Source organism: Hamadaea flava (assembly GCF_024172085.1).
Lineage (GTDB): Bacteria > Actinomycetota > Actinomycetes > Mycobacteriales > Micromonosporaceae > Hamadaea > Hamadaea flava.
Genome location: NZ_JAMZDZ010000001.1, coordinates 8197683 through 8218123, shown reverse-complemented (window position 1 = coordinate 8218123; position 20441 = coordinate 8197683). Strand labels below are relative to the sequence as shown.

The 20441-nt window shown below is 71.2% G+C and carries 16 protein-coding genes; 7 read left to right on the top strand and 9 right to left on the bottom strand.

The annotated features are described in order from the left end of the window. Nucleotides 1–79: 79 nt before the first annotated feature. Together HDA40_RS38345 and HDA40_RS38340 are read left to right on the top strand one after the other, a co-directional pair. Nucleotides 80–811 carry a polysaccharide deacetylase family protein gene (locus HDA40_RS38345; protein WP_253762960.1) on the top strand — a complete coding sequence of 244 codons (732 nt, stop codon included), beginning with the start codon at nucleotides 80–82 and terminating at the stop codon, nucleotides 809–811. 385 nt (nucleotides 812–1196) lie between these two features. Next, nucleotides 1197–6650 (top strand): ATP-binding protein, encoded by a 5454-nt coding sequence (locus HDA40_RS38340; protein WP_253762958.1) that lies wholly within the window; start codon nucleotides 1197–1199, stop codon nucleotides 6648–6650. A gap of 35 nt (nucleotides 6651–6685) precedes the next feature. On the opposite strand, the gene HDA40_RS38335 is transcribed toward HDA40_RS38340, so the two are convergent. Together HDA40_RS38335 and HDA40_RS38330 are read right to left on the bottom strand one after the other, a co-directional pair. Next, nucleotides 6686–7357, bottom strand: a complete 672-nt coding sequence (locus HDA40_RS38335; RefSeq protein ID WP_253762956.1) for a response regulator — start codon at nucleotides 7355–7357, stop codon at nucleotides 6686–6688. Then, nucleotides 7354–8499: a sensor histidine kinase gene (locus HDA40_RS38330; RefSeq protein WP_253762954.1), complete on the bottom strand. Its 1146-nt coding sequence runs from the start codon at nucleotides 8497–8499 to the stop codon at nucleotides 7354–7356. The genes HDA40_RS38335 and HDA40_RS38330 overlap by 4 nt, the downstream gene beginning before the upstream one ends. A 144-nt stretch (nucleotides 8500–8643) precedes the next feature. On the opposite strand from HDA40_RS38330, the gene HDA40_RS38325 reads away from it, so the two are divergent. From HDA40_RS38325 to HDA40_RS38315, 3 genes are read left to right on the top strand one after another with little or no spacing between them, the layout of a single operon-like run. Continuing rightward, nucleotides 8644–9603, top strand: coding sequence for an ABC transporter ATP-binding protein (locus HDA40_RS38325; protein WP_253762952.1), 960 nt, complete (start codon nucleotides 8644–8646; stop codon nucleotides 9601–9603). Further along, nucleotides 9600–11117, top strand: a complete 1518-nt coding sequence (locus HDA40_RS38320) for an ABC transporter permease subunit (protein WP_253762950.1) — start codon at nucleotides 9600–9602, stop codon at nucleotides 11115–11117. The genes HDA40_RS38325 and HDA40_RS38320 overlap by 4 nt, the downstream gene beginning before the upstream one ends. Beyond that, nucleotides 11114–11896, top strand: coding sequence for an ABC transporter permease (locus HDA40_RS38315; RefSeq protein ID WP_253762948.1), 783 nt, complete (start codon nucleotides 11114–11116; stop codon nucleotides 11894–11896). The genes HDA40_RS38320 and HDA40_RS38315 overlap by 4 nt, the downstream gene beginning before the upstream one ends. Nucleotides 11897–11995: 99 nt before the next feature. On the opposite strand, the gene HDA40_RS38310 is transcribed toward HDA40_RS38315, so the two are convergent. Beyond that, on the bottom strand, nucleotides 11996–12391 hold the full coding sequence (locus HDA40_RS38310; RefSeq protein WP_253762946.1) for a hypothetical protein: 396 nt from the start codon (nucleotides 12389–12391) through the stop codon (nucleotides 11996–11998). Next, nucleotides 12375–12587 (bottom strand): helix-turn-helix transcriptional regulator, encoded by a 213-nt coding sequence (locus HDA40_RS38305; RefSeq protein ID WP_253762945.1) that lies wholly within the window; start codon nucleotides 12585–12587, stop codon nucleotides 12375–12377. Before HDA40_RS38305 ends, HDA40_RS38310 begins: the two co-directional genes overlap by 17 nt. Before the next feature lie 253 nt (nucleotides 12588–12840). On the opposite strand from HDA40_RS38305, the gene HDA40_RS38300 reads away from it, so the two are divergent. Further along, nucleotides 12841–14154, top strand: a complete 1314-nt coding sequence (locus HDA40_RS38300; protein ID WP_253762943.1) for a C39 family peptidase — start codon at nucleotides 12841–12843, stop codon at nucleotides 14152–14154. Between the two features lie 112 nt (nucleotides 14155–14266). Here HDA40_RS38300 and HDA40_RS38295 read toward each other — a convergent pair whose 3' ends face one another. From HDA40_RS38295 to HDA40_RS38280, 4 genes are all read right to left on the bottom strand, one after another. After that, complete coding sequence (locus tag HDA40_RS38295) at nucleotides 14267–14659, bottom strand: nuclear transport factor 2 family protein (protein ID WP_253762941.1); 393 nt, start codon at nucleotides 14657–14659, stop codon at nucleotides 14267–14269. A gap of 154 nt (nucleotides 14660–14813) precedes the next feature. Beyond that, nucleotides 14814–15659, bottom strand: coding sequence for a BadF/BadG/BcrA/BcrD ATPase family protein (locus HDA40_RS38290; RefSeq protein ID WP_253762939.1), 846 nt, complete (start codon nucleotides 15657–15659; stop codon nucleotides 14814–14816). Beyond that, on the bottom strand, nucleotides 15656–16645 hold the full coding sequence (locus HDA40_RS38285; RefSeq protein ID WP_253762937.1) for an SIS domain-containing protein: 990 nt from the start codon (nucleotides 16643–16645) through the stop codon (nucleotides 15656–15658). The genes HDA40_RS38290 and HDA40_RS38285 overlap by 4 nt, the downstream gene beginning before the upstream one ends. Next, on the bottom strand, nucleotides 16642–18198 hold the full coding sequence (locus HDA40_RS38280; protein ID WP_253762935.1) for a glycoside hydrolase family 9 protein: 1557 nt from the start codon (nucleotides 18196–18198) through the stop codon (nucleotides 16642–16644). The genes HDA40_RS38285 and HDA40_RS38280 overlap by 4 nt, the downstream gene beginning before the upstream one ends. A 64-nt stretch (nucleotides 18199–18262) precedes the next feature. Between HDA40_RS38280 and HDA40_RS42380 the strand changes: the two genes are divergently transcribed. Then, on the top strand, nucleotides 18263–18982 hold the full coding sequence (locus HDA40_RS42380) for a GntR family transcriptional regulator (protein ID WP_253762933.1): 720 nt from the start codon (nucleotides 18263–18265) through the stop codon (nucleotides 18980–18982). A 28-nt stretch (nucleotides 18983–19010) separates the two neighbouring features. Here HDA40_RS42380 and HDA40_RS38270 read toward each other — a convergent pair whose 3' ends face one another. After that, nucleotides 19011–20408 (bottom strand): MFS transporter, encoded by a 1398-nt coding sequence (locus HDA40_RS38270; RefSeq protein ID WP_253762931.1) that lies wholly within the window; start codon nucleotides 20406–20408, stop codon nucleotides 19011–19013. Nucleotides 20409–20441 lie beyond the last annotated feature (33 nt).

Sequence of the window (20441 nt, the reverse complement as noted above, 5' to 3'; positions counted from 1 at the left end):
ATCCCGTGCCACGCCCAGGTATGGAGGAGTCCGGCGTGCCGGGCCGGTCACCGCACCGGCCCGGCCTACGCTGGCGTGCATGCAGCTCACCCGCCGCGCGGCACTCGCGGCGGGCGCCCTCACGCTCGCCGGCTGCGGCGCAGAACCCCAGGCACAGACCCCCAGCCCGAGTCCGTCGGCCGCACCGTCCGCGTCGCCCTCGCCGTCACCCCGGCCCGGCGAGATCGTCCACGGCCCGCGCGACCGCGCGCAGGTCGCGCTCACCTTCCACGGCCAAGGCGAAGATCAACTGGTACGCACAACGCTGGCCGTCCTGGCGCAGCTGGACGCGCCGGTGACGGTCCTCGCGGTCGGCAGCTGGCTCGACGAGCACCCGGCGTCGGCCCGCGCCATCCTCGACGGCGGTCACGAGCTGGGCAACCACACCTACTCTCACGCCGACATCAGCAGCCTGCCCACCGCCGCCCAGTACGCCGAGATCACCCGCTGCGCCGACGTGCTCCGCCGGCTGACCGGTTCGGCCGGGCGCTGGTTCCGGCCCTCGCAGACACCCCGGGCGTCGGCCGCCCTCCAGCGGCAGGCCCAGCGCGCGGGATACCCGACCTGTTTGGCGTACGACGTCGACTCGCTGGACTACACCGATCCCGGTCCGGCCGCCGTCGTCCGGACCACGCTGGACGGCGTACACAATGGATCGATCGTGAGCCTGCACCTCGGCCATCCCGGCACCGTCGAGGCGTTACCCGAGCTGATCGCGGCCTTGCGCAAGCGCGGCCTGACCCCGGTCACGGCGACCACCCTGCTCACCTGATCCGAAAGCATCTTGCCGCTCATCGCAGGTGTCGTCCTACCGGTCTGGATTCTGATCGTCGCGATCCGGGCCATGCGCCAGATTCTGCGGGAGAACACTGCCGAGCCGCTCGCCTGACGCCGTACGCACCGCTCGGACGCCCTGCTCAGCGAGCTGGGAGCGGGTGGCCCGCTCGTGACGACCGTGGATGTCCACCCCGGCCGGACTGACCAATCCCACACCTTCTGTTGGAGGATCCCCACAATTTTCGCCCACCCGAGCTGGCGAGTCCAACGATTCGCTACTGATGAGTAACCGCGAAGGTTGACTTAGGCCCTGCCTCGGACCCCTCCACAACCCGGGAGGCCCCGTCCATCGGCGTACGAAGCTTTGGGAGGCTTACTCGGTGTTCAGCCGTATCGCCATCGTCAACCGGGGAGAGGCCGCGATGCGGCTCATCCACGCCGTCCGCGAGCTCAACGCGACGGACGGGGCTCCGCCGATCGAGACCATCGCCCTCTACACCGAGGCCGAGCGCACCGCGACCTTCGTCCGCGAGGCGGATCAGAGCTTCTGCATCGGGCCCGCGTCGGCCCGGCCGTACCTGGACCATGCCGTCCTGGAACGCGCGCTGATCGAGACCCGCGCCGACGCGGCCTGGGTCGGCTGGGGCTTCGTGGCCGAGGACCCGGCCTTCGCCGAGATGTGCGAGAAGATCGGCGTGACCTTCATCGGCCCGAGCCCGGAGGCCATGCGCCGACTGGGCGACAAGATCGGCTCGAAGCTGATCGCCGAAGAGGTCGGCGTGCCCGTCGCGCCGTGGAGCCGGGGCGCCGTCGAGACGCTCGAGGCGGCCAAGCGCGCCGCCGCCGAGATCGGCTACCCGTTGATGCTCAAAGCGACCGCCGGCGGCGGCGGCCGGGGCATCCGGGTCGTGCGCAGCGACGGCGAGCTGACCGAGGCGTACGAGCGGACCAGCCTGGAGGCCGAACGCGCCTTCGGCAGCGGCATCGTCTTCCTGGAGCGCCTGGTCACCGGGGCGCGCCACGTCGAGGTGCAGGTCATCGCGGACGGTCAGGGCACCGCTTGGGCGCTCGGCGTACGCGACTGCTCGGTGCAGCGGCGCAACCAGAAGGTCATCGAGGAGTCCTCCTCGCCGGTGCTGGCCCCCGAGCAGGTCGCCGAGCTGAAGGGGGCGGCCGAGCGGCTGGCCCTGGCGGTGGACTACCGAGGCGCGGGCACCGTCGAGTTCCTGTACCACCCGGGTGAGAAGCTGTTCGCCTTCCTGGAGGTCAACACCCGGCTGCAGGTCGAGCACCCGATCACCGAGTCGACCACCGACTTCGACCTGGTCAAGGCCCAGATCCACGTGGCGGGCGGCGGCCGGCTGGGCGACCGCGTACCGACCGAGATCGGGCACGCCGTCGAGGCGCGGCTCAACGCCGAGGACCCGGATCGCGACTTCGCCCCGTCCCCCGGCCGCATCGAGCGGCTGACCCTGCCCGCCGGTCCCGGCGTACGGGTGGACACCGGGGTCAGCGAGGGCGACGTCATCCCGGCCGACTTCGACTCCATGATCGCCAAGATCATCGCGTACGGGCGGACCCGGGAGGAGGCGCTCGGCCGGTTGCGCCGGGCCGTCGCCGAGACCACGGTCATCATCGAAGGCGGCGCGACCAACAAGAGCTTCCTGCTCGACCTGCTCGACCAGCCCGAGGTGATCGACGCCAGCGCCGACACCGGCTGGATCGACCGCGTACGCGCCGAGGGCCGGCTCGTGTCCACCCAGCACTCCGGGGTGGCGCTGGCCGCCGCCGCGATCGAGGCGTACGAGGACGAGGCGACGGTCGAGCGGCAGCGGCTGCTGTCGACGGCGCACGGCGGCCGTCCGCAGGTGCAGCACGAGAGCGGCCGTCCGATCGATCTGAAGCTGCGTGGCGCGACCTATCGGGTGACGGTGGCGCAGACCGGTCCGGGGCGGTTCCGCGTCTGCGTCGGCGACGGCGATTCCTCCACTGTGGATGTCGAGCTGGAGCGGTTCGACGAGCACACCGGCCGCATCGTGGTCAACGGCCGCCGCTACCGGCTCGTCACCGACACGCACGGCCCGATCCACCTGGTCGAGGTCGACGGCGTGACCCACCGCGTCAGCCACGACGAGGGCGGCGTGCTGCGCTCCCCCGCGCCCGCGCTGGTGGTCGCGACCCCGCTGGCGGTCGGCGACGAGGTCGAGGCGGGCGCGCCCGTGCTCGTCCTGGAGAGCATGAAGATGGAGACCGTCCTGCGCTCGCCGGTCAAGGCTCGGGTCAAGGAGTGCCTGGTCTCGGTCGGCAGCCAGGTCGAGACCGGTGCGCCGTTGCTGCGCCTGGAGCCGATCGGCGACGACACGGCGACCGAGGTCGTCGAGTCCGAGGCGGTCGACCTCGATCTGCCGGCCGAGCCGACCGACCGGACCATCGAGGAGCGGGTGACCCGGGGCATCGCCGACCTGACCAGCCTGCTGCTCGGCTACGACCTCGATCCGCGCGACGAGCGGCGGGCGTTGTCGAGCTATCTGGCCGCCCGGGTCGACCTGGGATATCGGCCGCTGCGCCGGGAAGCCGGGCTGCTGCAGGTCTTCGCCGACCTGTCCGAGCTGAGCCGCAACCGGCCGGCCGGCGAGGAGAACAAGGCCGACACCCGGGTGCACAGCCCCCGCGAGTACTTCCACACCTACCTGCAGAGCCTCGATGTCGAGCGGGCCGGGCTGTCGGAGACCTTCCGCACCCGGCTGGCCCGGGCGCTCGCGCACTACGGCATCGACGACTTTGAGCGTACGCCGGAGCTGGAAGACGCCGTGTTCCGGATCTTCCTGGCGCAGCAGCGCGCGGCGGCCGACGTCTCGGTCATCGTCACGTTCCTCCAGCAGTGGCTGACCGAGCCGCTGCCGCCGGAGAACCTGCGCGAGCAGGTGGGTCAGGCGCTGGAGCACCTGATCGCGGCGACACAGCTGCGTTTCCCGGCCGTGGCCGACCTGGCGCGCAGCATCGTGTTCCGCTGGGCCGCCCAGCCGATGCTGCGCCGCAAGCGGGCCGAGGTGTACGCCGACGTCCGCGGCCACCTTCGCTACCTTGACGAGCACCCGGACGCGGCCGACCGCGGCGAGCGCATCGCCAAGATGGTCGCCACCCCCGAGCCCCTGGTACGCCTCCTCGGCCAGCGGATCGGCCGGCCGGGCGCCGACCACGGCCCGATGCTGGAGGTGCTGAGCCGCCGCTACTACGGCAACCGGGGCCTGATCGAGGCCACCTGCGCCGACCGGGCCGGCGCCGCGTTCTTCACCGCGGCGTACGACCGGGACGGCGGGCGTTTCCGGCTCGTGGCGACCGCGGCCGATCACGCCGACCTGCCCGCCGCGCTCGCCGAGGTCGCGGCGCTGTCCACCCAGGACACCGTGGCCGACGTCTACGTGACGTGGGACCACCAGCCCGACGCCGACACGATGGCGGCGACGCTGCGCCAGATCCTCGACCAGGCCGGGCTGCTCGACGTCGTCCAGCGGGTCACCATGACGGTCGCCGGGGACGCCGGCGCCGCCATGCACCACCACTTCACCTTCCTGCCCGGGTCCGGCGAGGACCTGGTCATCCGCGGGCTGCACCCGTTGATCGCCCAGCGTCTGCAGCTGCCGCGGCTGCGGAACTTCACGCTGAACCGGCTGCCCTCGGCCGACGAGGAGGTCTACGTCTTCCACTGCGTCGCGCCGGACAACCCGGCCGACGAGCGGATCGCGGCGATGGCCCAGGTCCGCGACCTGACCCCGTTGCGCGACGGGGAGGGCCGCATCGTCGCCCTGCCCGCCGTCGAAGGCGCGCTCGACGCCTGCCTCGACGCCATCCGCAAGGCGCAGGCCCAGCGGCCGGCCAAGAAGCGGTTCGACACCAACCGGATCACGCTCTACGTGTGGCCGCCGATCGAGCTGAGCGTCGCCGAGCTGAACGACGTGGCGCACCGTGTACTGCCGATCACGGCCGGCGCGGGGCTGGAGGAGGTCCTGTTCATCGGCCGCCAGCGGGACGAGGCGACCGGTGAGCTGATCGAGATCGCCGTCAAGATCTCCTACGACCAGGGCATGCAGATCTCGGCCGCGGAGCCGACGAACGAGCCGATCCAGCCGCTCGACGACTACCGGCAGAAGGTCTTGGCGGCCCGCCGCCGGGGCACGACGTATCCGTACGAGCTGACCGACATGCTCGCCGGGACGGACGGCACGTTCATCGAGCACGACCTCGACGACACCGGCGCGCTGGTCCCGGTCGACCGGCCGAAGGGGCAGAACAAGGCGGGCCTGGTCGCGGGCGTCGTGCGTACGCCGACCGAGCGGTATCCCGAGGGCGTCACCCGGGTCGTGCTGCTCGGCGATCCGACCAAGGCGCTCGGCGCGCTCTCCGAGCCGGAATGTGCCCGGGTCATCGCCGCGCTCGACCTGGCCGAGCGGATGCGGGTCCCGCTCGACTGGTTCGCACTGTCGGCCGGTGCCCGGATCTCGATGGACTCCGGCACGGAGAACATGGACTGGGTGGCCGCCGCGCTCAAGCGGATCGTCGAGTTCACCCAGGCCGGCGGCGAGATCAACATCGTGGTCGCCGGGATCACCGTCGGCGCCCAGCCGTATTGGAACGCCGAGGCGACGATGCTCATGCACACCAAGGGCATCCTGGTGATGACGCCGGACTCGGCGATGGTGCTCACCGGCAAGCAGTCGCTGGACTTCTCGGGCGGCGTGTCGGCCGAGGACAACTTCGGCATCGGCGGCTACGACCGGGTCATGGGCCCGAACGGGCAGGCCCAGTACTGGGCGCCGGACCTGCGGGGCGCCCGCGAGGTGCTGATGGCGCACTACGACCACGCGTACGTCGCGCCCGGGGAGACCCGGCCGCGCCGGGCGGCCACCACCGACCCGACCGACCGTGACGTCTCCGGCTACCCGCACTCGATGCCTGACAGCGACTTCACCACGGTCGGGGAGATCTTCTCCAAGGAGCGCAACCCGGACCGGAAGAAGGCGTTCGACATCCGTTCGCTCATGCGGGCGCTGGCCGACCAGGATCACGCGGTCCTGGAGCGCTGGGCCGGCATGGCCGACGCCGAGACCGCCGTCGTGCAGGACGTCCACCTGGGTGGCATCCCGGTGACGCTGCTCGGCATCGAGTCCCGCTCGGTGTCGCGGCGCGGGTTCCCGCCCACCGACGGCCCCGACACCTACACGGCGGGCACCCTGTTCCCGCAGTCGTCGAAGAAGGCCGCCCGGGCGATCAACGCCGCCAGCGGCAACCGGCCTCTGGTGGTGCTGGCGAACCTGTCCGGGTTCGACGGCTCGCCGGAGTCGATGCGCAAACTCCAGCTGGAGTACGGCGCGGAGATCGGCCGGGCGATCGTCAACTTCCAGGGGCCGATCGTCTTCACCGTGATCTCCCGCTACCACGGCGGCGCGTTCGTGGTCTTCTCCAAGGCGCTCAACCCGTCGATGACGGTGCTCGCGGTGGACGGCTCGTTCGCCTCGGTCATCGGCGGCGCCCCGGCGGCGGCCGTCGTGTTCGTCGGTGACGTCAACGGGCGTACGGCGAAGGACGTGCGGGTGACCGACCTGGAGAAGGCGATCGCGGCCGCTTCCGGGGCCGAGCGGGCCGCCCTGATCAGTCAGCTGACCGAGGTGCGCTCGAGCGTACGCGCGGAGAAGCTCGGCGAGGTCGCGGCGGAGTTCGACCGGGTCCACAGCATCCAGCGGGCGGTCGAGGTCGGCTCGGTCGACGCCATCATCCGCCCCGAGGAGCTGCGCCCGCAGATCATCGCGGCCGTCGAACGGGGCCTTGCCGCCTGAGGCGGGACGCCTGACGTACCTGCGGCGGGCCGGCCCTAGAAAGCCGGCCCGCCGGGGACGATCAGGCCGGACTCGTAAGCGAGGACGACGGCTTGGGTTCGGTCGCGCAGACCGAGTTTGCCCAGCACCCGGCTGACGTGCGTCTTCACCGTCTCCTCGCCGACGACCAGCCGGGCGGCGATCTCCGGGTTCGACAGCCCCTCGGCGATCAGCCGGAGCACCTCCGTCTCCCGGGGAGTCAATGTGGACAGACTCGTGGGCGGGCTTGGACGGCGTACGCGCAATCGGGCGAACTCCGCGACGAGCCTGCGGGTCACCGCCGGGGCGAGGAGGGCGTCGCCGGCGGCGACGACGCGTACGGCGTCGAACAGACGCTCGGCGGTGACGTCCTTGAGCAGGAAGCCGCTCGCGCCCGCCTCCAACGCGTCGTAGACGTGTTCGTCCAGGTCGAACGTGGTGAGGATGACGACCCGGGTGTCTCCGCCGTCGGCCAGCACGCGGCGGGTCGCCTCGATGCCGTCGACGACGGGCATCCGCACGTCCATCAGGACGACGTCGGGCCGCTGCTCACGGCATACCCGGACGGCTTGCGCGCCGTCGGCCGCCGCCCCGACGACCGCGAAGTCCGGCTGCGTCGCCAGCAACGCGGCGAACGCGGCCCGCACCACCTCCTGGTCGTCGACGACGACGATGCGCGTGACGCTCACTGATCTCCCTTCGCCACCGGCAGAACCGCCTCCACCACGAAGCCCCCGGTGGGACCAGGCCCAGCGATCAACCGCCCGCCGGCCATCGCGGCCCGCTCACGCATTCCGGCGAGTCCGTGTCCCGGCACGCCCGCGCTGCGTCCCGGCCCGCTGTCGCGCACCCGCACCAGCAACGCGTCCGGCCGATAATGCAGCTCCACGTCCACTGCGGCACCCGCGGCATGCCGCCGGGCGTTCGTCAGCGCCTCTTGCACAATGCGGTACGCCGTGAGCTCGATCCCTTGATCCAAGGGTGCGACCGAGCCGGACACGATGAGCCGAGCGCTCCCGGAGCCGAGGTCGCGTACCTCGTCCAGCAGTTCCGTGAGGTCCTGCAGGGTGGGCTGTGGGCGGCGGACCGGGCTGATCGGGGCGGACGCCGTGTCTTCCCGCAGGACACCGAGCAGCCGTCGCATCTCGGTCAGCGCCGTCCGGGCGGTGTCGCCGATGGCGACGAGCCGTTTGGCCCCCTCGGGCGGCATGCCGGGCGTCGTCAGCCGGGCCGCCTCCGCCTGCACCGCGATCATCGAGATGTGGTGCGCCACGACGTCGTGCAGTTCGCGAGCGATCCGCGCCCGTTCGCCCCGGGCGATGTGCTCCAGCAGCGAATCCTGGACGGCCTGATCGGCGGCGGCCTGCCGCTGCGCCTCACCCCGCGCCCGGTACGCCGCTCCCCCGGCCGCGGCGAGCCCGGTGACCGCGAAGAGGACGACGGCGAGCGTACGCCCACCGGGCTGATCGGCTGCCACGGGCGCGACGGCGTACGCCGCGAACGGCAGGACCAGCACCAGACCCGTCCACGGCTTTCGGCGTATCGCCGTAGTCAGGTAGAGAAGAGTGAGCGCCGCGAGCCCGGCGGCGGGCGGGAAAGCGCCCAGGAACAGCCCGAGCAGGCACGCGGACGCCGAGAGGGCGGCCGCCGTGCCGGGCCACACGCGGATCAGCGCGAGCGGAGCGACCATCGCGAGCGTGGCGAGCGCCGCGAAGCCGGCCATGTCCGGATGAGAAGCGGTACGCACGGCGCTCTCGGCGACGGCGGCGGTGCCCAGGATGGCGGCGCCGATCGCGGGCCAGCCCGCCGCCACGTTTCCCGTCCACCTCACGGCAGCCATTCTTACCTGCGGTTGCGCCGACTGTCGTCCTCCGCTCCAGGGGTGCGCCCATCCCCTATGGGAGGGACGCGGCCGCGGCAAGACCACGGTCGCGCGTGACGCCTTCGGTGCACCACCCGACCTAGCGTGCTCGGCATGGAAACTTCCATCGAGGTACGCGACCTGCGCAAGCGTTATCGCGGCGCGGTCGCGGTCGACGGGCTGTCGTTCACCGTGCGAGCCGGTGAGGTGACCGGCTTCATCGGCCCCAACGGGGCGGGCAAGTCCACGACGATGCGGCTCATCCTGGGCCTGGACGCGGCCGACGGCGGAACCGCGCTGGTCGGCGGGGCGGACTATCGGACGCTGCGCGCGCCGCTGACCCACGTCGGCGCGCTGCTCGAACCGGGCGCGGTGCACCCGGGCCGGCGCGGCCGGGACCATCTGCTGTGGATGGCCCACAGCAACGGCATCTCCCGCAAGCGGGTCGACGAGGTGCTCGACCAGGTCGGCCTGGCATCGGCCGGCAAGCGCCGGGCCGGCACATACTCGCTCGGCATGCAACAGCGGCTCGGCATCGCCGCCGCGCTGCTCGGCGACCCGCCGGTGCTGCTGCTCGACGAGCCGGTCAACGGGCTGGACCCGGACGGCATCGTGTGGATCCGGGGCCTGCTGCGGTCGCTGGCCGCCGAAGGACGGGTCGTGCTCGTGTCCAGCCACTTGATGAGCGAACTGGAGGACACCGCCGACCATCTGGTCATCATCGGGCGCGGCAAGCTCGTCGCCGACACCAGCGTCGCCAAACTGCTGGCCGCCGCGTCGAAGGACCGCGTCGAGGTACGCACCGCGCAGCGTACGGAGGCGATGACGGTGCTGGCCAACGCCGGGGCGACCGTGTCGGTCACCGGCTCGGACACCGTCATCGTCGAGGGGCTGCCGCCGGACGGGATCGGCGGCCTGCTCACCGGCGGCGGGGTCTCGTTCACCGAACTGCGACGACACCGCGCTTCGCTCGAGGAGGCGTACATGGAGCTGACGCGCTCCTCGGTGGAGTTCACTCCCGCCTCAGCCGGTGCTCCGGCCGACGGCACGGCGGTCGAGGAGGCGAGCCGATGAGGGGCTTCGGCGGCCTGCTGCGGGCGGAATGGGTCAAACTGCGCTCGGTCAACCGCTGGGTGATCGCCCTGTTCGGCGCGGCCGTGCTGACCATCGGCATCAGCCTGCTCGGCGCCAACGGGTCCGACACCGACATCAACGACAAGCCCAACTTCGTCGTCGGACCCACCGGTGCTCCGGTCGCCGACGCGTTCGCCTACGTCCACCAGCCGGCGACCGGCGATGTCTCCCTCACCGTCAAGGTCGGCTCGCTGAACCGGCAGGAAGAACCGCCGGAACGCAAACTCCCCGGTGGCGACAGCATGATGACCAAGCTGGACGATCCGTCGCCGTGGAACGGGACCTCGGCCGGCATCTTGATCAAAGACGGCACGACGTCCGGCTCTTCCTACGCGGCGGTGTTCGTCAACTCCAGCCAAGGCGTACGCCTGCAGTCCGACTTCCACACCGACGTCGCCGGGCAGTCCTCGACGGCCCCCCAATGGCTGCGGCTCACCCGGTCGGGGAACGTGATCTCGGCGTATCAGTCGGCCGACGGGAACACCTGGGCGAAGATCGGCGAGGTGACCCCGGCCCATCTGCCGGCCACCGCCGAGATCGGGTTCTACGTCGCCTCCTCGCCCACCCTCTACGTGTCCCGGGGCGCGGGCGGATCGTCGGTGGCCGCGCACATGACGCGATCGACCGCCACCTTCGAAGGCATCACCCTGACCGGCGCGACGGCGTCCACCTGGCAGACCGGTGCGGTCCGGCAACCGGGCGACGAGGGCCGGGAGGTGAAGTCGGGCGCACCCAACCCGACAGAGTTCCAAGAGTCCGGCGGAACCTACACGGTGACCGGCGCAGGCCGGATCGGCCCGCAGGACTTCAACGACGACCCGGTGGAAGCCTCCCTGCTCGGCGTCATCGCGGGCGTCATGGCCCTGATCGCCGTCGGCGTCCTGTACGCCACGTCGGAGTACCGGCGGGGCATGATCCGCACGACCTTCGCCGCCGAACCCCGGCGAGGCCGGGTGCTCGCCGCCAAGGCGCTGGTCCTCGGCGGTACCGCGTTCGCCCTGGGCCTCGTCGGAGTGGTCGCGGGGTATCTGATCGCCCGCCCGGCGCTGCGAAAGAACGGCTTCGCCCCGCCTGCCTTCCCGGACGAGTCCATCACCGACCCCGTCGTCATCCGCGTACTGCTGTTGTCGGCGGCGTTCATGGCGCTGCTCGCCGTCTTCGCGATGGCTGTCGGCGTACTACTGCGGCACAGCGCCGGGGCGATCACGCTGACGATCGTGCTCGTGATCCTGCCGATCATCGTCGGCTCGATCCTGCCCGGCACGCTGCCGAGACTGCTCATGTACACCACCCTCGCCGGCGGCATGGCGACGCAGCGGGCCAAACCCCCGACGCTGACCCTCGCCGAACCGTGGGCACTCATCGGGCCGTGGGCGGGCATCGGCGTGGTCGCGGCGTACACCGCGGTGGCGCTCGGGCTGGCCTGGTGGTCGCTGCGGCGGAGGGACGTGTGAGGACCGTGCGAGCGGAGTGGACCAAACTGCGATCCCTGCCCAGCACCGGATGGCTGCTGCTCGCCGCGGTGGTCGCGACGGTGGCCCTCGGCTTCGCGGTCACCGGATCGATCGACGCCGACCACTGCCGCAGCGAATGCCACGAGGACCTGACCCGGATGAGCCTGATGGGCGTACGCCTCGGGCAGGCCGCGGTGGCGATCCTGGCCGCCCTCGCGGTGACCTCGGAGTACGCCACCCGCACGATCCGGCCGACGCTGACCGCGACACCCGGGCGCATCCGGGTGCTGCTGAGCAAGCTCACGGTGGTCACCGGGCTGGCGCTGGCGGCCGGGGCGGCGGGAATGGCCGGCTCGCTGCTGGCCGCCCGCGCCGTCCTGCCCGGCAAAGGGTTCACCCCCGCCAACGGGTACGCCTACCTGTCGCTGGCGGACCACCTGACCCTGCGGGCGTACGCCGGATCGGTGCTCTACCTGGGGCTGATCGCGTTGATCAGCGCCGGGCTCGGGTTCGTCCTGCGAGACACCGGCGGCACCATCGCGGCGATCCTGGCGCTGCTCTACGGCTCGCCGCTGATCGCCATGTTCATCACCGACGCCAAGTGGCAGCATCGCATCCACCGGTTCTCGCCGATGGACGCCGGGCTGGCCATCCAATCCACCCGGGACTTCGCGGCCACCACCCACATCGGGCCCTGGGCCGGTCTGGGTGTGCTCGCGGCCTACGCCGCCGCAGCGGTGCTCGCCGGAGCGATCCTGTTCCGACTCCGCGACGCCTGACGCTGTTGGGCGGCAGATCCTGACCCTCATTTGCGACAGATCAGGGATGTGGCGGCTACCGAGGGCCTCGGAAGCCGCCACATCCCTGATCTGCTGGGGTCAACCGCGTACGCGGCCGGCGATGACTGCGGCCGCGTACGCGATTCCGCCGAGCGCGGCGAGCCAGGTGAACGGCTCCCCGGAGTTGCCCCGGCCCAGCTCGACGACCGCACCGGCCACCACCGCGACGGCGAGTACGCCACCAGCGGCCGCACTGGCCTTCAGGTCGATGGCGGTGATCCGCTCGTCTCGCCGGTCCAGCAGATGCCGGACCGTCTCGGACCGCCGCGCGGCGAGCAGCACGATCCCGGCGAAGACCAGCATCGCCGACAGCAGCACGACGCCGAGCCCCGGCCGGCCGCCGACCCATGCCGACACCAGGTACGCCAGCCCGGCCGCCACGCAGATCGACGGGATCGTCCAGTACGTCGCGGTGCGCTTACTGCTCCTTGACATGGAACATCTCCTCCACAGTGGTCTCGAAGAAGCGGGCCAGCGCGATCGCCAGCGGCAACGACGGGGTGTACCGGCCCGTCTCGATCGAGTTGACGGTCTGCCGGGAGACTCCCACCGCGGCCGCCAGGTCGGCCTGCGACAGCCCGCGCCGCATCCGCAGTTCCCGGACGTCGTTGCCGGTCAGCTCCAGTTCCACCGGTGCCCCTCGAAGGTCAGCGGCAGTTCAGCGTGCCGATCAGCCGCTCCTGTGCGTACCAGTCGGTGCTCGCGGAGCAGGACCATCGAGAGTAGACCGCGCATGTGTAAAGCGTGCTTGACACTCGAACCGATGTCAAGCGTGCTTGACATCGGTTATGGATTTTCATCCGTCTCACCCCTAGCGAAATTCCTTTGCGACGTCGATAGTGAATCGACCCGATCCCCCGTGGGATCTGCGTGGGAGGAGAGCAATGGCACGGCGCATCCTCACGCTCGCCGCGGCGGGCGTATTGAGCATCGGCCTCACCGCCACCCCGGCGGTGGCGGCCAAGCCGGTGCAGCACGACGAGCAGATCGAGTACCACCGCATCAGCTCGTACCGGGACTGGGCCCAGGGCACGTCGCAAGGCGCGTTCGCGATCCCAGGGCTGCGAACCGGTGTCACCATGGGCGTTGCGGCCGGCACGACCGACTACACCGACCCGCACACCGGCGTCACCGCCGCCTACGAGTACTCGACCTGGACGTCGCCGGTGCACGACATCGGGTTCGGCGCGACCGAGGCGGTCGCCTCGTGGAACGCCGTCACCCCGGCCGGCACGTTCATCAAGGTCGAACTGCACGGCACGTACACGAACGGAGAGCAGACGCCCTGGTACACCATGGGCATCTGGGCCTCCGGCGACGGTGACATCCGTCGGACCAGCGTCGACGACCAGGGCGACCCCTACTCGACGATCTGGACCGACACCTTCTCCATCGACGACGCCTCCCGGGGCGTCCTGCTCAGCGACTACCAGCTGCGGCTGACCCTCTACAAGAAGCCGGGTCAGGTGCAGCGCCCGCGGGTCTGGGAGCTGGGCGCGATGGCGAGCAACGTGCCGGACCGATTCACCGTCCCGCTCAGCACCGGGCACATCGCCTGGGGCAAGGAACTGGCGGTGCCGACGTACTCGCAGAACATCCACAGCGGCGAGTACCCCGAGTACGACGGCGGCGGCGAAGCCTGGTGCTCGCCGACGTCCACCCAGATGGTGGTGAGCTACTACGGCTACACCCCTGACACCTCCTGGGTGAACCCGGCGTACGCCGACCCACAGGTCGACGCGGCCGCCCGGGGCACCTACGACTCGCAGTACGAAGGGGCGGGCAACTGGCCCTTCAACACCGCGTACGCGGCCTCGTTCGTGGGCCTCGACGCGATCGTGACCCGTATGCACTCGCTTGACGAGGTCGAGACCTTCATCAAGCACGGCATCCCGGTGGTGGTGTCGCTGTCCTTCCTCGCCAGCGAGCTGGACGGCTCCAACTACTCCACCTCCGGCCACCTGTTCGTGATCGTCGGCTTCACCGCCACCGGTGACGTCGTCGTCAACGACCCGGCGTCGTCCTCGGACGACGTGGTGCGCAACGTCTACAAGCGCGACCAGCTGGAAACGGTCTGGCAGCGCACCAAGCGCGTACGCGCCAACGGCACCGTCGGCAGCGGATCGGGTGGCATCGCCTACCTGATCACGCCGTGGTGGAAGCCCCTGCCTCAGGTTCCGGGCTCGTCGAACTGGTGACACTCGGACGGGCCGGCTCGCTTCTGTCCCCTGTGGACTTTCGTGGGCCGGCCCGTGCACTGGGCACGGATCCGATCGCCCCGATGCTGATGATCATGAGGATCAGCTCCGGTCAGGGTTCGGGGGCGAAGTAGTCGCGAAGCGACTCGATGAGCCCACCACGCACGCGGAAGATCTGCACGAGCGACATCGACTCGGCGGCACCCTCGAACGCGGTGTCGATCTCGGCGATGAAGACGTCCGGATCTGCCGTCTCATGCAGCACGTATCGAGATCGGCTCACGTCCACCGGAGCTTTGTACGCGGGCTCGCGATGGTACGCGCCGATCTGCGTACGAATAGCTTCACGGCCTTCGATGCGGCGGGGCAGGCGGTGCCCCGCAGGCAGCAGCGGCGCCTCGATCCAGCCGTCCTCGGTGAACAGCTCGGCGAGCGCGTCGGGATCGCGGCGGATCGCACCGGCGTAGACGTAGCGCTGAAAGAGTTCCTCGTGCGAAAGCGTCACCTCGTCCAGCTTACCGGCCGCGTCGGGCCGGGCGGCCGCCCCGACGCGGGTTGATCAGGGAGTTGCGGGATTGATCAGGGTCTCCGGGACACGACACGCCGGTTGATCACGACCGATAGTTCATGATCGCGCGGAAAGGGGGGCGGGCGGGGGGCTAGCGAGCGGAGCGAGCGAGGGAGTGGGCGAGCGAGAGCGCGCCCGCGACAGGCGGAGCCGTGAGCAGGCGCACGCGGGCGGACGGGACCGCTGCCGAGACGGCGGACTGGATGAGCGCCCAGTACGCCGGAACAGCAGTCACCAGCCCACCGCCGAGGACGACGTCGTCGAAGGCCAGCCCGCGAGCCGAGAAGGTCGCGACGAGGGTCCCGAGCGACGACGCCCCACCGGTCACCACCGACTCGGCGAGCGGACAGCCGGCCGCGAAGGCGCTCATGACGGCCGGGCAGTGCCGGCCCCAGGTCTCGGTGTCCGAGCCGAGCGCGTACGCCAGGTCCAGGATGGTGGCGACGCCGAAGGACTGCGTCAGCACGTCGGCCAGCTGCGAGGGCGGCTGACCTTGGTCGTCGGCGGTGAGCACGGCCCGTGCGGCGTCGCGGACCAGGGCGGACGCGCTGCCGTCGTCGCCGAGGATCCAGCCCCAGCCGCCCGCGCGGTGCACTCCGCCGGAACCGTCGTCGTGCAGCGCGATCGAACCCGTGCCGACCACGACGGCGACGCCTGATCGCAGGCCGGCCGCTGGGAGTAGCAGCTCCCCGTCGTTGACGACGGTCACCGGCACGTCCAGCGCCGCCGCGAGCGCGTCCCGCAAGGCGGCGCACTGGGCGCGGTCCTCGGCGCCGTGCGCGCCGACGGCCAACGCCGTCACTCCGGCCGGAAGCCGTTCGAGCAGCCACGACGCACCGTCCAGTGCGGACCATCCGGTGGACGGCAGCACGACGTCCACACCGGACGACGAGCGGATGTGCGTCTTGGTGCCGCCCACGTCCACGCCGACGATCATGACGCTGCCTCGAAGTCGGACCGGTCGACGCCGCCCAGCTTGGTGTCATGGTTGGCGAAGACGAACTGCTCGGGCACGACGCCGCGCTGCTCGGCCAGCACCGCCACGAGTTCTTGCGCCACCACCGTCTCCAGCACGACGCGTACGGCGGGGTCCACGTCGGGCAGCCGCACGACCGACAGCTTGCCGTCGCTGTCGACGGCGGCGGTCGTGACGAGCACCGTCTGATGGCCCGCGCCCGCGAGCGTCCGGGCCAGCTCCACCTCGCGGTCCGCGCCGAAGATCAAGTGCAGCGTGCCGCCCGCCGACTCCATCTCGCCGTGCAGGTAGTTACGCGTCGCGGAGGCGGCGGCGGGCACGCGGGGCACCTCACGCAACAGCAGCGCGGCCTCCTCGGCGGAGGCCCGCGAAGCGCCGGAGCCCACGACGTCCGCTGCCACGAAAGAGGCCACATCAGGGATACGCCCAACGGAGCGGACGAGTTCGCCGATCCCGTCCCACTTCTTGGCGGCGGCCGGGTCGCCGGCGACGGCCGCAGCGATGAGGTCGAGAGCGACGATCGTGCCGGTGAACCCGACGGTGGAGGCGTACGAGTCGGGCTCGTCGCCCAGGCCGACCAGATGCTCGGCGAGCACCGCCAACGGCGAGTCGCCGACGTTGACGACCGCGACTGTCGCCGCCCGCGTCTGCTCGAACGCGGCGATCGTCTCCGAGCTCTTGCCGCCCTGGGACGCCGCGATCAGGACGTCGGCGTCGAAGGCGGCCGGATACTCGGCGACCTCGCTCGCAAGCACCCGATACGCCGGTACGCCATACCGGCGCAGCGCCTCGACGGGTACGGCGAGAGCCGCGTACGACGCGCCGATGCCGCAGAACAGCGGACGGCGTACCGGGGGCAGGTCGAGCGAACCGCGCAGGCGGCCGACGATGCGATCCAGCGCCTCGGGCTGCGCGGCCCGGCCTTCGGCGTACGAGATGCGGGTCATGCGGTGGTGTCCTTTCGGAAGGCGGCTCCGGTGGCCGCGGCCAGCAGATACCAGCCTGAGTGCGGGATCCACTGCTCGGCCCAGCGCCAGGCGTCACCCGCGGGCGCGTCCGGCGGAAGGAACGCGATGTCCTGTTCGTCGGTCCAGCCGGAGGTGATCCCGTTGACGATGCCGCCTGGCTTCGGCGGGAAGTCGGCGGAGTAGACGGCGTTGTTGCGGCCCTTGCCGTCGATCATGCAGACGTCGAACGGGTTCCGCCCGGCGATCCAGGCCAACTGGTCTTCGGCGAAGGCGACCAGCTCGGTCCGGCGTCCGGCGTCGTGCCGGGCGCAGGCATACGCCGCCGCCGCGAGAGAGGCGATGTTCGCGTTCTCCCCCTGCCACCAATAGCCGGTGTCGTTGACGTGAGGGAAGAAGTAGGCGCCCGCCCGGGGATAACCGAACGGGTTCGCGGCGTTGTGCGTACCCGTGAGAAACGCGGACATCGCTTGGAGCGCACCGGAAGCGGCCCACGTGGCGGTGGACTGGACCGCCGCGAACCGCTGGAGCGCGAGCACCGGCAGGCCCGATTCGGCCGCGTGGTGGAACGGGCGGCCGGCCACGGTGAACCAGCCGTCGCGGCGCGCGAGCAGTGAGCGGGCGCGGCGTTCGGCGGCCGGTGCGGCGTCGGCGTGCCCGGCGGCGAGCAGTTCGGCCGCGGCGAGCAGCGCGCAGTAGTCGTCCACGATGGACTCTTGCCCGTCGAACAGGTACTCGCGGTTGTGGACTTCCAGGTGTTCGAAGGCCCCGATCGCGACGGGCAGCAGGCTTGCGTCGTGGGCGGACGCGCGGGCGAGCGCCGCGATGGCCAGCCCGCCGCCTTGCCGATAGCCCGCCTGATATCGCGACGTACGCACGCAGTCCTGCAGCGGTGCGGTGACCACCCGTTCGTCGAGCCGTTTCGTCAGCGCGTCGAAGACCCCGGTGTAGAAGTAGCCGTCGGGCGACCGGAAGCGGCGCAGGAAGTCCGCGCCCCACATCGCCTCGTCGAGCAGCGCGGGGTCGCCGGTCTCCGCATGCGCGACCAGCATCGCCCACACGCAGAGCGGGATCTGCTGGGGGCTCATCGTGCTGGTGTAGGTGAGATGGCTGAGGAACTTGCTGGTGTCGCCGCTGGCGTCGAGCCAGCCGCCGCTCGCGTCGACGGTCCGGCCGAGCGGGTCGTCCCAGAGCGCGGCGTGGCGGTCTTTGGCGTCGATCGCGCCGCTGGAACGCATGGCCCGGAAGTAGCCGACGACGTCGGGCAGCGTGGCCAGGTACGGGTCGGCGGTGATCTCGAAGGGTTCGGACGCGACGCCGTCGGCCACCACGCGGTACGAGCCGGGCGGCAGGCTGACCGGCAGGTCGATCCGGGCGAACGGGCCGAGGTGCCAGCGGTCGACGTGCTCCACCGGCCCGACCGTCAACGGCGTACGCGTCGGCCCGACGAGTTCGGCGGTGCTGGGCGTCCCGGCGACGACGACCGATTTGGGGCCGTACGCCGGGTAGCCGAGATGGGAGATCAGCACCTGCACCCGGCAAAGGTATGCGGTGGTCTGCACTTCGTCAAGATCGGTATGCGGTGGTATTGTCGCTGCCGTGACCGCCGCACCTCTTTGGGCGCAGACCGCGGACCAGATCCTCGGTCAGATCGCCCGCGACGGGCTCGGCCCAGGCGACCGCCTGCCCGCCGAGCGGGAGCTCTGCGAACGCCTCGACGTCTCCCGGGTGACGCTGCGCAAAGCGCTGATCGAGCTGGACGAACGGGGCCTGGTCACGCCCTCGCACGGGCGGGGCTGGTTCGTGGCCGAGCCGCAGGCGGCTGCCCGCGAGTGGCCGCAGGAGCTGGAGTCGTTCACCGCGACGGCTCGCCGCAAGAACCTGACGCCGAGTTCGCTGGTCCTGACCCAAGAGGTACGCCCGGCGACCCTGGACGAGGCGGAGGAACTCGCACTGCCTGCCGGGACGCCGCTGTTGCACCTGCGTCGCGTCCGGCTGCTCAACGGCGTACGCGTCGCCGTCGACTCCTCGCTGCTGGCGATCGCCCTCGCGCCGGGGCTGGTGGAGGTGGATTTCACCGAGGCGTCGTTGTTCACCGAACTGGCCGCGCGGGGCGTCGCGCTCGGCCGGGCCGACGTCGCGATCGAGGCCCGGCCCGCCGACGCCGAGCTGGCCGGGCACCTGGAGCTGACCGACGGCGCCGCCGTGCTCTTCCTGCACCAGGTGGTCCTGTCGGCAGCGGGGCGGCCGGCGCTGCTGTCGGTCGTCGCGTACGCCGGATCGCGTTATCGGCTGCGGACCAGCTTCACGACGCAGTGACCCGGGCCTCTCCTCGGGCGGGCCGGCTTCACGACGCAGTGGCCCTCGCTTCGGCTCGTTCGTGCAGCACCTGGTCGACGTCGGCGATGTCCCGGGGCGAGGTCTTCGAGGCGAGCCAGTACATGACACCGGTCGGGAGGAAGAAGACCTGGAACAGGGCGAGCCCGGTCGCGTAGTTCCACGGCGGGGGCAGCCCTCGCGACAGCGCGCTGAAGACGACGCCGACCAGGCTGTTGCCGGCCGCCCGGCCGACGCCGTTGGCGAGGTTGCCGACGCTGTAGACGGTGCCGCGATGCTCGGGCAGGTTCACGTCGGCGATCAAGGCGAACCAGTTCGGCGAGTTCGCCGAGGACAGCGCGAGGGCGATCAGGGCCATCACGGCAGCCAGCCCCATCAGCGGCTCGGTGACCAGGCTGCGCAGGACGCTGGCCGTGACCCCACCGGCTCCGGCGTCCTCGGCGATGTCGACCTGGAGCGGCAGGAAGAACAGGATCACGTAGAACGGGATGCCGGCGAGGACGCCGACCGCCGCCACCAGGGCCCGGCCTCTCGGCGTACGCCGCTGCAACCGGTCGCCGACGAGGCCGCCGATGATCGACAGCGCCCCGCCGAGCTGGAAGATCGTGGCGAAGATGGTGCCGATGACGATCGCGGTGTCCTGCGGGTAGCCCTGCGCCTCCGCCTTCGCCTGGAGCAGGCGGGGCAGCCAGACGAGCGAGCCGAAGGTCAGCTGCGCCGTCACACCTTGCAGCACCAGCCAGATGTTGGTCCGGTGCCGGGCGATCTTCGGCAGGTCGGCGCGGCTGATCCGGTAGTCGTACTCGCCGCCGGCCTCGAAGACCTCCTTGAGCGCCGGTTCGCTCTGCCCCCGGCGGATGCTGGCCGTCGGCAGGTACGCCGCCGTCGCGCCCAGGCCGATCACCGCAAGCAGGGTGAACGGGCGACGCCAGTCCTCGGCGCCGAGCACGCCGCCCATCAGCGTTCCGGCGAGCGTGCCGACGCCCTGGGACAGCCCGAACAGGCTCATGATCAGGCCTCGGCGGCGGGGCGAGATCAGGTCGCTGACGACCGAGAATCCGACCGAGCCGACCGCGCCGAGGCCCACCGCCGCCACGAGCTGCCCGGCGAAGAACGCCCCGTAGTTCTGCGCCTGCGCGGTGCCGAAGGTGCCCGCGGCCCAGATCGTCGTGCCGGCCATCAGCAGCCAGCGCCGGTTGAAGTGATCCCCGGCGTACGCCCATCCGACGGCCACCACGGCCGAGACGAGGAACCCGGTCGCCGTGACCGCGGCGATCGCCGCCTCCGGCACGTGCAGGTCGGAGCTGATCGGGCTGTACAGCGGCGGCACCAGCCCGGCGGCGACGTTGTCCAGCGAGGCCAGGATCACGAACACCACGACGGTGTAGAGCCGGTGCACACGCTGCATGTCCGAAGATCCTACGGACCGCCGTGGTGGTCG